Source organism: Clostridium brassicae, from assembly GCF_026738875.1.
GTDB lineage: Bacteria > Bacillota > Clostridia > Clostridiales > Clostridiaceae > Clostridium_H > Clostridium_H brassicae.
In genome coordinates this window covers 30,941-44,630 of sequence record NZ_JAPQFJ010000009.1, presented here as the reverse complement: position 1 = coordinate 44,630, position 13,690 = coordinate 30,941, and the positions used below count along the sequence as shown (strand labels likewise).

Below are 13,690 nucleotides of genomic sequence, written 5' to 3'. Positions count from 1 at the left end.
ATATACAAAAAAGTGTGTTATTACCACTCATATTTAAAGATTTTTTGAAAAAAATAAATAATTGAAGAAGTTTATTTAAGAGGTGATTAAATGTTTACCGTAATGATAAGAACTGCCATATTATATTCATTAGTACTTCTAACAATGCGTTTGATGGGCAAAAGACAAATAGGCGAACTAGAACCTTTTGAACTCGCCATAGCTATCATGGTTTCAGAATTAGCATCTTTACCTATGCAAGACTTAGGTATTCCACTTATCCATGGAATAATACCCATCATAACTTTATTAATTCTTCAAACTATAATAACAATTCTCGAATTAAAAAGTGATTTATTTAGAAGAATAATATGTGGTAAACCTAGTGTATTAATAAATAAGGGTAAAATTGATGTAAATGAATTAAGACATCAAAGACTAAGCTTTAATGACTTAATGGAAGAACTTCGTCTAAAAGGCTTTTATAATCTACAAGATGTAGAATACGCAGTTTTAGAAACCAGTGGAGAATTATCAGTATTACCAAGAACAGACACTATCCCAGCTACAAAAAAAGATTTAAATATACAATCTCAGCAAGAAAAACTTCCTGTAACTTTAATCTTAGACGGACAAATATGCAAAGAAAATTTAAAAGTAATAGATAAAGATATATCTTGGTTAGAAAGTCAACTTAAACGTAATAAGATTGAAAATGCAAATAAGGTTTTCATAGGTATTTTAGATTCTAAAAGCAAATTTTATTTTCAATTAAAAGATTAGAATTTTTCTATAATTTCATGATTTAAAATATATTTCCTAAACATATTATGGTAATCGCTAATATTTTCTTGGACCATAAGTTTTAAATTTGATGAATACTTTTAATGAAAAGGAGTTTAAATAAATGAAAAACGTGATAGCTTCTTTTACTATTTTTATATTTTTAATATTTAGTATAGTATTTTCCATAAATTATGTTGAGAAAACATGTAATTTTTATAAAATTGAAGCATCTAATCTAGAAAATGTACTCATAAATAATGATTGGGAAAATGCTTATGAATTATCTAATACTTTTTTAGATAACTGGAAAAAAGATTCTAAAATCATTGCAATTTTCGTAGATCATAATCATATAGATACAGTTTATACAGAAGCTTTAAAATTAACTCAATATACAAAATGTAAAGACAAAAGTAATTCTTTAGCTTCAGTACATACTTTGAAATTTTTAATGGATGATATAGTAAATTTTGAAAAATTAACAATACAAAATATATTTTAACATTTTTGTTTCAATTTTTTTGTTATCTAATATATAATTATATTGTAGGTTGGTATGGTAAAATTAAAGATCTTAGGTTATAATAAACGTGAGCGTTTTTGTCCCACATGGACAAAAAAAATCCCGTTAATATTTTATTTGGAAGGTGGAATTTGTATGGCATTAATAACTACTAAAGAAATGTTTAAAAAAGCTTACGAAGGAAAATATTCAATAGGAGCTTTTAACATTAACAATATGGAAATTCTTCAAGGTGTTGTTAATGGAGCTAAAGTAAAACAGTCTCCTGTTATTCTTCAAGTTTCAAAGGGAGCATTGAATTATGCTGGCCCTAAGTATTTAAAAGCTATGGTAGATGCTGCAGTAGCTGATACTGGAATAGATGTAGCTTTACATTTAGATCATGGCCCAGATTTTGAAACTGTAAAATTATGTGTGGAAAGCGGTTTTACTTCAGTTATGTTTGATGGTTCTCATTTCGAATATGAAGAAAACGTAGCTAAAACTAAAGAAATTGTTGATTATGCTCATGCACATGGCGTAGTTGTAGAAGCTGAACTTGGTGTTTTAGCTGGTATAGAAGATGATGTTAAAAGTGATGTACACATTTATACTGATCCAGATCAAGCAGTTGATTTTGTTAATAGAACAGGTGTTGATTCTTTAGCTATAGCTATAGGAACAAGTCATGGTGCTTTCAAATTTGAAGGAGAAGCTAAGTTAAGATTTGATATTTTAGAAGAGATCCAACAAAAATTACCTGGATTCCCAATAGTCCTTCATGGTGCTTCTGCTGTTGATTCTTCATTAGTTCAAACTTGCAATAAATATGGTGGAGAAATTCCTTCAAAAGCAAAAGGCGTACCTGCTGATATGTTAAGAAAAGCATCTTCAATGGCTGTATGTAAAATAAATATGGATACTGATTTAAGACTTGCAATGACTGCAGGTGTAAGAAAAGTATTTGGTGAAAAACCATCAGAATTTGATCCAAGAAAATACTGCGGAGCTGGAAGAGACCTTATTCAAAAACTTGTAGAAGATAAAATTGAAAATATCTTAGGTTCTGCCAATACTCTTTAATTAATTTGTACTTAATTATGTTTTAATAAATTGTTTATTTCATATAATTTAAAACATATTCTTATAATTAAGAGGTATATTGCCCACTTCAATATACCTCTTAATTCAATCTTAAATAATATTCTAAAATTTATGAGTTACTTTTCTACATAATTAGAAACATGTTTTATTGTCATATTTATTGTACCATCACCATTTCTAATAATCTCAAATCTACTATTATCACTATAAGCTTCCTCATTTATATATAGATCAATATCTTTATCTATCTTTAATCTTATTCTCTTCAATTTTTTTTCAACCCACTGTTTATCAACTTCAATATTCTCAACTCCACCTTGCTCTTTAACAAATTCAACAAAGCTTTGTTTAGTTTCTGGTTGCTCATCAAAAATTTCATCAGCAACAGACTTTACATCTATTTTTTCCTCTTCTCTTAATTTCTTCTTAATAGTGCTTCTTACTACTTCTTGAGCTTCTGCATTCTCTTTAAGATTAGTTCTAGTCCATTTTTCTGCTGCCTGAACAAAACTTTTTGTCATATCTCTTTCATTATCAATTACCTTACATCCAAGATAATTATTTATAAAATAATTCGATCCATATTCTTCTTTATCCTTTTTATTTTGTTTATCTATAACCATAAGATCAAATTTAGCTTCATCGCTAATTGGCTTTATGAAAGTACATTTTTGAAGTCTCTGACCACTTCCTGGTAACCCCGTATATTGAGGTATTATATTTATACCTATTTTATTATCTATAAAATCAACAGCGTGAACATAATTTTTTATATAATCCATCTTCAAAATTCCAAGAAGGGGTCCATATTCTGTAGATATTGATAAAATTATAAGATCACAAGAAGGGATATTTCCTTTTGACCTCATTAATAAAAAAAGTTGCCTTGCAAGTTCTTTAGAAACCTCTAAAAAATCACACTCTCCATATAAAAATTCCTTAGATAGGTCCTTCACTATATTTCTTTCTTCATTAAAAATAGCATATTTAAGTTCTTCATCATTGAGACACTTTTGCACATGTTTATTTAAAAAAGCGTATATTTCTTCATTTAAATCCAACGTGTATTCATTTAAAATAGCTTCATCGGAATTATTATCTAAAATATGAATGATAGCTTCATTCACTGTAATGTCATTTATATATTCCATTTTCTAACCACCTCTTAATATCATATAAAAATAAACTTTAAAACTTATTATAACACAATAGAAAAATGTTGCATCTCAACATTTTTCTATTGTGTTATAATCTTATTGATAAACTAATTAGGAGTGATAATAATGAATGAGATTGAAACCAGAATAATAGATATAGACATTAATGATATCCGTAGAAAACTAAAAAACATAAAAGCATTGAAAGTAAAACAAGAAAATCAAATTAATAACATATATGACTTTCCAGATAAGAAATTATTAAATGATAAGGGCTATGCTAGAATTAGGATAGTTGATGATGAACTTCTCAAGGTGACACGTATTTACATGACAACTAAAAAAATGCTTAGTCAAGAAAAGTATAAAGTTATGGAAGAAAATGAAATAGAGATAAGCGATTATATTGAAGGAGAAAATATATTTAAATCTTTAGGACTAGAGCTTATAGAATCCATAAAAAAATATAGGGAAAGTTACAAATATAAAAATACCTTAATTGAAATTGATATAAATGAAAAAAATTTTTGTCCATTTCCTTATATAGAAATTGAGACTTCAAGAGAAGATGAATTAAAAGAAGTTGTTGAATTACTTGGATACTCTTTAAAAGACACTACATCTAAAACCATTTATGATATTATTAAAGAATACAATAATGCTACTATGTAATTATTAGTAAAAAATCTATAATATATCAAAATAAATCATTGACATATTGACAACTACTTGAAAAGTGCTATAATTTTATTGTTAGCCTTATTGCCCAATAGCCAAGCGGCAAGGCACCTGACTCTGACTCAGGCATTCGCAGGTTCGAATCCTGCTTGGGCAGCCAATAAAAAATCCAAAACCTTTTAAGGTTTTGGATTTTTTATTATATATATTTTTAAAGCACATAATATTTTCAACTAACTAACCTCTAACTACTACTGAAACTCCGTCCGGTATAACTGTGATCTTACCATCTTTACTTCCTAAATACTCATCTGCCATTTCAATAGCGGATTCTACACTTGGAGCTACTGTCATATGCATATCTTCTATCATTTGTTTTGGTGCACTTGTTACTAGTATTACTTTATATTTAAGTAATACTCTGGATAAAACTTGTGATTCCCATTGGTCAGATATTGTTTCTTTTCTGCCTCGACTTGTAATTTCATTCATTACATCTTTAACAGATAGTGCATTTTTAAATGTTTCATAGAATTCTTGTCCACCATGACCATCACTACATTCTGATGCCATTATTATAACACCCTTTTCTTTTAAAGTAGCTTCTGCCGCAGTTAATCCTTTAACAGTTTGATACATATTTTGATCTAATGGATATCCTCCATTAGTAGTAATTGCAATATCTGCTTTTACAGCATCTACTCCAGCAAGGTCTTTAACAAATTCACATCCAGTATAATGAGCTTTTTCACGATTTCCTGAAAAAGCTGCTATAACCTTCTTATCAGCATCTATTACAACATTTAAAATAAATGCTAAATTAGCTTTTTCTGCAGCATACAACATATCTTTGTGTATTGGATTTCCTTCTAATTTTCCTGTTCTAGCCTTATTGCTTCCCACAAATTCTGAACAGTGGTTTGCAAGAATAGTTGCTTTACTAGCTATTCCTGGTAATACAGATTTTCTTCCTCCTGAAAAACCTGCAAAGAAGTGAGGTTCAATAAATCCTTCTGAAATCAATAAATCTGCTTCTACTGCATGTTTATTTATTATAAGTTCTCCGCCTGATGGAAGAATTCCTATTTTAACTAAAGAAGTCTCGTCACAGCTATCATGGATTATAATATTCTCATTATTTGCAATTTCTTCACCATATTTATTTATAAGTTCTTCTTTAGTTGTTGGTCTATGCATACCTGTAGCAACTAAAATAGATATTTTTGCATCAGGGTTACCCCTTCTTATCTCTTCCAATAAAATAGGCATAGTTACATGACTTGGAACTGGTCTTGTATGGTCACTAGAAATTATAACAACGTTTTCTTTTCCTCTTACTAATTCTCTTAAAGGTTTACTTTCAATAGGATTTTCTAAAGCTGTTCTTACAATTTCCTCTTCTGTTCCTTCTGGTTTAAAATGGTGAGCTTTAGATACTAACACTCCAGCTACTCTATCATTAGGAACATTTATTTTCATCTGTCCTTTTCCATAAGGCAAATCGAATTTTAACATAAAATCCCTCCTGTGTGTGTTAATTTTTTCAAATTGGTATGACCACATAGAAAATACAACGCCACTTAAATATAATATACCATTTTTATTCATGATTTTGCAATAAATTATGAATATTTTAAAATGTTTATTTTTTAACATAGTATGGACATTTATTCATGTTTTTCTCAAAATAAATTTTACATTTAATTCAATATTTATACATTTTTATTTATATTTATTAGTTCTTTTTAGAGACTAAATCTCTTTTAAAATCAAAAACAAGTAAGCACAATATACTTGTACTTACTTGTTTTTACTATTTATTATCCTTAAAATTCTTTAGCAACTCTGCAAAAATAAAGTTTCCTTCATCACTATCATTATATTTACTATAGTCTTCTAAACTACCCTTTGATGCATCTTTAATGCTTAAACTCATTTTTCTATCATCTTCTTTTATATCTAATATTTTTACTTTTACCTTGTCCCCTATATTTAATATTTGCGAAGGTTTTGATATGTTTTCTTCACTAATCTCACTAATATGTGCCAAGCCTTCTAATCCATCTTCCATTTCTATAACGGCACCAAAATCTAGTAACCTTACAACTTTACCTTCAACTATATCCTGAACCTTATACTTTAAACTATTCCAAGGATCTTCTTCTACATCTTTTAATCCTAAAGAGATTTTTCCATTTTCCTTATTAAAATCTAAGACATATACTTCAACTTTATCGCCTATAGATACTACTTCTGATGGATTATTAACTCTTTTCCATGATAAATCTGAATTATGAATAAGACCATCTATTCCTCCTAAATCAACAAAAGCACCAAATTTCACAAGTCTTCTTACTATACCTGTTCTTTTTTCTCCTTTTTTTAGAGATTGCCACAAATCCTTCTTTTTTATTTCTATTTCACCCTTCTCAACTTCTTTCCTTGACAAAACAATTTTATTTTTCTCTTTATCAAACTCAATTATTTTTACCTTTAGCATTTTATTAATATAATCATTTAAATTTTTTACAAAGGAATTAGACATATGAGATGCTGGTATAAAGGCCCTAACTCCTTTAAAATAAGTAATTGCTCCACCTTTAACAATCTCATGAACCTTAACTTCGAAGGTAGCCCCTTCATTAAATAGTTTCTTTAATTCATTCCAAACAATTATTTCATCTGCTTTTTTCTTTGATAAAACTACATTTCCTTCACCATCATTTAGTTTTACCACATAGACCTTTATCTTATCTCCAGGTTTAAAAAATTCTTTTAAATTACCTTCTTCATCACATACATCAGTTTTTTTTATTATTCCATCAGTTATATATCCTATATTAACTAAAACTTCACTATCTGTTATAGATATAACCTCTCCGTCAATCAAATCTCCACTGTAGATAGGCTTCATAGATTTATCAATTTCATCCATGATTTCGCTCATAGACTTTTCTTCTAAATTATTATTTGTCATATCCCTCATCTCCTAATATGTTATATTAATTATCATTCTTATTATAGTATAACAAATTATAACAAAGCAATATATTCCTCCATCCTTACCTTACAATAAAGGTCTTAAAATATTTAATTGAGAAAATTGCATAATTAAAAAATCCAAATACGTAATGCAAGTTTCTCAATTACCTTAAAAATGTATGTATAATATATTATTAGATTTCTTATCAACAATTTATTAATATATCCTAATATTTAAGTATATACTTTCACATTTAAACGCAAACTATACTTAGTTAAATTTGGCTATGTTTTAGTAAATTATTGATTTTGTATAATTAAAAAAATAATTTAAAACATAGCATTGGACTACTAAAGAAAGCCTTAAATTTTAGCTTGGAGGTAAAAACATGCATGTAAAAAAGACTTTTTCCAATAAAACATTCAATTTTTTCGTAGTATTCATATTAACTATAGGATTTATAATGCCTTATACAGCAAAAGCTTATAAAAACATATCTGCATCTGATGTGCGAGACTTAATTACTACTTCTTCTCCTGTCATAATCGTAGATGTTAGAAGTCCTCAAGAATATTATTCAGGAAAAATTCCTACAAGTATAAATATACCTATAGAAATATTCGAAAGCCAAATTAAAGATAAAAGTATACCTAAGACCACACAAATTGTAGTATATTGTCAGAAGGGTAATCGTTCCTCAAGAGCTGCTAAAATCTTAGATGATTTAGGTTATACTAACGTATATAATCTTGGCTCAATAGGAAACTGGCCTTACGACCTAGTAAAATAATATCTTGACAGTCATCTTTATTTAATCTATAATTAGACGCAAAAGAATAAATCTAGTATTGCATTGATAAGGAGTAGTAATATTTGATTCAATTGTAGAGAGCTGTTGTTAGGTGGAAAACAGTATTGATAGAATATGAACTTGCCTTTGAGCTTATCTGTGAAAAACAGATACGGTTAATCCGTTATATTATAAAGTGAGGTCTATACCTAATTAGAGTGGTACCACGGAATTATAGCTTTCGTCTCTTATCTTGAGATGAAAGCTTTTTTTATTTTCAATAAAATCATATGTTAAGATATAACTTACTCAAAAATATAAAAAACACAAAAGGAGGTTAACTCATATGTCTAATTATGGAACATCAATAGATAGAAAATGGCAAGACAAATGGGAAGATTCTAAACTTTACAAATTTGATGAAAATGCTAAAGGTGAAAAATTATATGTACTTGAAATGTTCTCTTATCCATCAGGTGCAAAACTTCATGCAGGACATTGGTTTAACTATGGTCCTACTGACTCTTGGGCAAGATTTAAAAGAATGAAAGGATATAATGTATTTCAACCTATGGGATTTGACGCTTTTGGACTACCAGCTGAGAACTATGCGATAAAAACCGGAATACATCCCAATGATTCAACAATGCAAAATATAAAAAATATGGAAGAACAATTAAGAGCAATGGGAGCAATGTTTAACTGGGAAAATGAAGTCGTAACTTGCTTTCCAGATTACTATAAATGGACTCAATGGCTATTTTTAAAATTATATGAAAAAGGCCTTGCATATAGAAAAAAAGCTCCTGTTAATTGGTGTCCTAGTTGTAATACAGTTCTTGCTAATGAGCAAGTTATAGAAGGACTTTGTGAAAGATGTGAGTCCGAAGTTCAGAAAAAAGACTTGACTCAATGGTTTTTTAAAATAACTGATTATGCTGATGAATTACTTGACAAAATAGATACTTTAGATTGGCCTGAAAAAACTAAATCAATGCAAAAACACTGGATTGGAAGATCTAAAGGTGCAGAAGTTACTTTTAAAATTGATAATTCTGATATAAGCTTTGATGTATTTACAACAAGGGTTGATACTTTAAATGGAGTTACTTATGTTGTTTTAGCTCCTGAAAGTCCTTATGTTGATAATCTTACAACTAACGAATATAAAGCTAAAGTAGAAGAATATAAAGATCTAGCTGCAAAACAATCGGAGATAGAAAGGCAATCAACAACAAGAGAAAAAACAGGTGTATTTACAGGATCTTATGCCATTAATCCTGTAAATGGTAAAAAAGTTCCTGTTTGGGTTGGAGACTATGTCCTTGCAACTTATGGGACTGGATGTGTAATGGCTGTTCCTGCTCATGACGAACGTGACTTCCAATTTGCTACAAAATTTAACTTACCTATAGAAAGAGTTATAAAAAGTAAAAATAATAGTGATGACACTCTTCCATTTACAGAATACGGTGTTTTAGTTAACAGTGGAGAATTTGATGGTCTTACTACTGAAGATGCTAAAGAAGCTATTGTTAAAAGTCTAGAAGAAAAAGGTCTTGGAAGATGGAAAGTTAACTTTAGACTTCGTGATTGGCTTGTTTCAAGACAAAGATATTGGGGAGCTCCTATTCCTGTTGTTTATTGTGATAAATGTGGAATAGTTCCTGTACCAGAAAGTCAGCTTCCTGTAGAGCTTCCTTATGACATTGAATTTACTCCAGATGGTAAATCACCATTATCTAAAAGTGAAGATTTCTTAAATACTACTTGTCCAAAATGTGGAGGTCATGCAGTAAGAGAATCTGATACACTAGATACTTTTGTTTGTTCCTCTTGGTACTATTTAAGATATGTCGATAACAAAAATACTGAAAAAGCTTTTGATATAGATAAAGTAAATTCTCTTCTTCCTGTAGATAAATATGTTGGAGGCCCTGAACATGCTTGCATGCACCTACTTTATGCAAGATTTATAACAAAAGCTCTTCGTGATATGGGTTATTTAAAATTTGATGAGCCATTTACTTCTCTTACTCATCAAGGATTAATACTTGGACCAGATGGATTAAAAATGAGTAAATCAAAAGGAAATACAATAGCTCCAGACGATTATATTAAAGAATTTGGTGCTGATGTATTTAGAATGTACCTTATGTTTGGATTTGCTTATACTGAAGGCGGTGCTTGGAGTGATGACGGAATAAAATCCATGGCTAGATTTGTAGATCGTTCTGAAAGAATTCTGCAAGAATGTAGAGAAGAAATATCTAATAAAGAAAATACTAAAACTTCAATGGATAAAACTGAGAAAGAATTAAACTATGCTAGACATTATGCTATTAAACATGTCACAGAAGATACTGAGAAATTACAATTTAATACTGCTATTGCAAGAATAATGGAGTTTACAAATTCTTTATCTAAATATCTAAATGATGAAAACAACAAAAATATATCTTTCTTAGAAGAAACATTAATTGACTACATCAAACTTTTAGCACCATTTGCTCCTCACTTTGCTGAAGAACAATGGGAACTCCTTGGAAAGAATTTCTCAGTATTCAATGAGTCATGGCCAACATTAGATCCTAAAGCATTAATTAAGGATGAAGTAGAAATAGCTATACAAATAAGCGGAAAAATTAGAGCTAGAATAAACATTCCTACTAATCTTACTGATGATGAAATAAAAGAAATAGCTCTTAACGATAAAACTATTAAAGACCACTTAGAAGGAAAGAACATAATTAAAGTAATAGTTGTTAAAGGTAAACTTGTTAACATTGTTGCAAAATAATATCATTTTAATAAGTACTTATAAATAAAAGCATGAATAATATAATATTTTTATTATATTATTCATGCTTCTTTTTTACTCTATTTATACATATTAATGCTTTTTTCCGTAGCTTCTAAAAGCTTAGTAAGCTCATATGTTTCTCCTTCAGAAATCAATTTATTTAATTGATTTCTATAATTAGCAGCTTCCTTGTTTCTTCCAGCAGATAATAATGTAAATACATTATTCATTATATCTGATACAAGACTTGATTTTACCTCAAATAATTTTTGTGCATCCATAATCTCATCTTTTATTTCAAGCATATCTTGGTCTAATTTAAATGCAGCATCAGCTGAACTTTTTAATTTTCTCCTTATTTCATCAGGGATTTGATGTTTATACTTATAATTTAAAGAATGTTCAACAGTAGCCCAAAAGTTCATAGCTAATGTTCTTATTTGGAATTCCGCCAATATCTCCTTAACTCCATCTGCCATATTAACAGGGTATTTTATTATTATATGATAACTTCTATATCCACTGGCTTTAACATCAGTAATATAATCTTTTTCATATAATATCTGCATATCTTTTCTTTGTCTGATAAGGTTAACCACTTTATATATGTCATCTACAAATTGGCACATTACCCTTATACCAGCTATATCCTCTAACTCATATTCTATTCTATTTAGAGGTATGCTAAATTTATTTGCTTTTTCTAATATGCTAGATAATTCTTTAACTCTACCGGTTACAAATTCAATAGGTGAATTTTCATTTTTTCTTCTATATTCACGTCTTATACTCTTAAATTTTACTTTTAATTCTTCTACAGCTTGCTCATATGGTATGAGAAACTTTTTCCATTCTATAACCGCCATACAATTCACCCTCCCATAACTATACTATTTGATAATATGTAATTATACTATATAATTATACTATACATAAATCATTATTTACCAAAATAAATGTTTTTTGTTTGTTTCTTTGATATAATTTAATATATAATTACTCTACTAGAGGTGATTGCATGAATAAAAATATTTTTTCAGGACTAGAAAAACTAGGATTTAATGACATAAATGATATAGACCTTTATAGGATAAATGATGAATCTACAAATGATGTTTCATTAAAAAACAAACCTGAAATTGATGAAAAAGATTGTTTATATGATAAAAAACTAACTTGTCCTGTATGCGGTACTGAATTTACAACAAAAGCAATAAAAACCTCTTCCTACAGAATGAAATCTAAAGATACAGACTTTTTTATAAGATATAACATAATAAATCCTTATTTTTATGATGTATGGTTATGTAATAATTGTGGTTATGCTGCTATGAAGTCAGATTTTAATAGAATTAGAAATTACCAAATTGATTTAGTAAAAAAAAATGTATCTCATAAATGGAAAGGAAGAGAATACAAGGTTCCTTATGACATTAATACCGCCATAGAGCGATATAAAATCGCTCTACTTAATTACTACTATATAGAATCTAAGCCCAGCAAAAAAGCTATGAATTGTTTAAAGTTAGCATGGATGTGCAGATTAAAAGAAGATTCAACTTCTGAAATAAATTACCTAACTCAAGCTGTAAAAGGATTTGACGAGGCCTATTTAAATGAAGATTTTCCCTTATATGGGATGGATAGATATGCTACAATGTATTTAATTGGAGAATTAAATAGACGAATAGGTAATACTGATGATGCATTAATTTGGTTTAGTAAAGTTGTTACTACTCCTGGAATCCATAAAAGATTAAAAGACCTTGCTAGAGATCAAAAAGACTTAATTAAAGAAACGCAAAAAAATAACACTCCAGAATTAACTAATCCTGAAGATACTTCTGAAAAGAAAAAAGGTTTTTTTTCATCTTTATTAGGAAAATAAAATCCTGTAAAATGAGTTATACATCATCTAACTCATTTTACAGGATTTTTATTGGATTAAAATCTATATAATCACAAGAAGTAACTATATATTCTACATTTTCATGAATACCTTCATAAACCCTTTTTAAAGAATATCCATGTAAATGTCCATATATAACTTTCTCCACATTATATTCTTTAAAAATTCTTGTAAACTCTGATTCCTCAAACTTATCATTAACAGGTGGAAAATGTATCATAACAATAATTTTTTTATATCCAGCCTTTACTGCACTTTCCAAAGAAAGTTTTAATCTAATTTGCTCTCTACTATATATCTTTTTATCATGCTCAGAATATTTATCACTGCTAGGTGGATTCCATCCTCTTGTTCCACATATAGCATAATCTTCATATACAAAAAAATTATTTTGAACAAAATTAATATCATCATATAGGGCATTTAACTTTTTTATACTTCCCCACCAATAATCATGGTTCCCCTTAGAAATAATCTTTTTCCCCGGAAGACTATGAACCCACTCAAGATCTTTAATCCCATCTTCCATTTTCATAGACCAAGATATATCCCCAGCTATTAAAACCATATCATCTTCTTGTATTTTATTAATCCAATTTTGTCTTATCTTTTCATCATGATTACACCATTTTTCTCCGAAGATATCCATTGGCTTATCATTTGTAGATGATAAATGCAGATCTGATATTGCAAAAAGTCCCAATCATATCACTTCCTATCTAGCCTATTATCTACATCCATTATATAAGCTATAATTTCTGCTACTGCTTCATACAACTCTTCTGGTATACAGCTTCCAATATCTACATTAGTAAGTAAACTAGCTAGTTCTTTATTATAAACTACTGGAATATCACTTTTTTCAGCTTCTTCTATAATTTTGTCCGCTATATAACCCATTCCTGCAGCCGTAACTATAGGCGCCTCATAACCCATTTCATATTTTAATGCGGCAGCTCTTTTTCTTCCCATCTCATTTTTATTCATATTTCACACCTC

The 13,690-nt window shown here is 28.7% G+C and carries 13 protein-coding genes, 1 tRNA gene and 1 other annotated feature; of the genes, 8 read left to right on the top strand and 6 right to left on the bottom strand.

The features are described 5' to 3' along the window. Nucleotides 1-90 precede the first annotated feature (90 nt). From OW729_RS09990 to fba, 3 genes are all read left to right on the top strand, one after another. The gene (locus OW729_RS09990) at nt 91-762 is read left to right on the top strand and encodes a DUF421 domain-containing protein (protein ID WP_268061357.1); all 672 of its coding nucleotides are present in this window, start codon (nt 91-93) and stop codon (nt 760-762) included. A gap of 124 nt (nt 763-886) precedes the next feature. Then, nucleotides 887-1,267 carry a DUF4363 family protein gene (locus OW729_RS09985; protein WP_268061356.1) on the top strand — a complete coding sequence of 127 codons (381 nt, stop codon included), beginning with the start codon at nt 887-889 and terminating at the stop codon, nt 1,265-1,267. 156 nt (nt 1,268-1,423) lie between these two features. After that, entirely contained in the window at nt 1,424-2,350 is a 927-nt protein-coding gene (gene fba, locus OW729_RS09980) for a class II fructose-1,6-bisphosphate aldolase (RefSeq protein ID WP_268061355.1), read from the top strand. 137 nt (nt 2,351-2,487) lie between these two features. Here fba and OW729_RS09975 read toward each other — a convergent pair whose 3' ends face one another. Continuing rightward, a complete protein-coding gene (locus OW729_RS09975; RefSeq protein WP_268061354.1) occupies nt 2,488-3,522 on the bottom strand; it encodes a nucleoid-associated protein in 1,035 nt (344 codons plus the stop codon). A gap of 132 nt (nt 3,523-3,654) precedes the next feature. Between OW729_RS09975 and OW729_RS09970 the strand changes: the two genes are divergently transcribed. Then, nucleotides 3,655-4,200 (top strand): class IV adenylate cyclase, encoded by a 546-nt coding sequence (locus OW729_RS09970; protein ID WP_268061353.1) that lies wholly within the window; start codon nt 3,655-3,657, stop codon nt 4,198-4,200. A 91-nt stretch (nt 4,201-4,291) separates the two neighbouring features. Beyond that, a tRNA-Gln gene (locus tag OW729_RS09965) sits at nt 4,292-4,366 on the top strand. A gap of 77 nt (nt 4,367-4,443) precedes the next feature. Here OW729_RS09965 and larA read toward each other — a convergent pair. Further along, nucleotides 4,444-5,721, bottom strand: coding sequence for a nickel-dependent lactate racemase (gene larA / locus OW729_RS09960; protein ID WP_268061352.1), 1,278 nt, complete (start codon nt 5,719-5,721; stop codon nt 4,444-4,446). 298 nt (nt 5,722-6,019) lie between these two features. Next, nucleotides 6,020-7,183 carry a 30S ribosomal protein S1 gene (rpsA, locus tag OW729_RS09955; protein ID WP_268061351.1) on the bottom strand — a complete coding sequence of 388 codons (1,164 nt, stop codon included), beginning with the start codon at nt 7,181-7,183 and terminating at the stop codon, nt 6,020-6,022. 394 nt (nt 7,184-7,577) lie between these two features. On the opposite strand from rpsA, the gene OW729_RS09950 reads away from it, so the two are divergent. Continuing rightward, complete coding sequence (locus OW729_RS09950) at nt 7,578-7,979, top strand: rhodanese-like domain-containing protein (RefSeq protein WP_268061350.1); 402 nt, start codon at nt 7,578-7,580, stop codon at nt 7,977-7,979. A gap of 54 nt (nt 7,980-8,033) precedes the next feature. Next, nucleotides 8,034-8,231 (top strand) — a binding site (T-box leader). Between the two features lie 94 nt (nt 8,232-8,325). Next, nucleotides 8,326-10,779, top strand: coding sequence for a leucine--tRNA ligase (gene leuS / locus OW729_RS09945; protein ID WP_268061349.1), 2,454 nt, complete (start codon nt 8,326-8,328; stop codon nt 10,777-10,779). Nucleotides 10,780-10,859: 80 nt separating this feature from the next. Here the strand turns inward: leuS and OW729_RS09940 are convergent, their stop codons facing one another. Beyond that, nucleotides 10,860-11,648 (bottom strand): GTP pyrophosphokinase, encoded by a 789-nt coding sequence (locus tag OW729_RS09940; protein ID WP_268061348.1) that lies wholly within the window; start codon nt 11,646-11,648, stop codon nt 10,860-10,862. A gap of 152 nt (nt 11,649-11,800) precedes the next feature. Here OW729_RS09940 and OW729_RS09935 point away from each other — a divergent pair, with 152 nt between their 5' ends. Beyond that, a complete protein-coding gene (locus OW729_RS09935) occupies nt 11,801-12,670 on the top strand; it encodes a DUF2225 domain-containing protein (protein ID WP_268061347.1) in 870 nt (289 codons plus the stop codon). Between the two features lie 37 nt (nt 12,671-12,707). On the opposite strand, the gene OW729_RS09930 is transcribed toward OW729_RS09935, so the two are convergent. Both OW729_RS09930 and OW729_RS09925 read right to left on the bottom strand, forming a co-directional pair. Continuing rightward, a complete protein-coding gene (locus OW729_RS09930) occupies nt 12,708-13,394 on the bottom strand; it encodes a metallophosphoesterase (RefSeq protein WP_268061346.1) in 687 nt (228 codons plus the stop codon). Between the two features lie 5 nt (nt 13,395-13,399). Further along, complete coding sequence (locus OW729_RS09925; RefSeq protein ID WP_268061345.1) at nt 13,400-13,678, bottom strand: EscU/YscU/HrcU family type III secretion system export apparatus switch protein; 279 nt, start codon at nt 13,676-13,678, stop codon at nt 13,400-13,402. Nucleotides 13,679-13,690 lie beyond the last annotated feature (12 nt).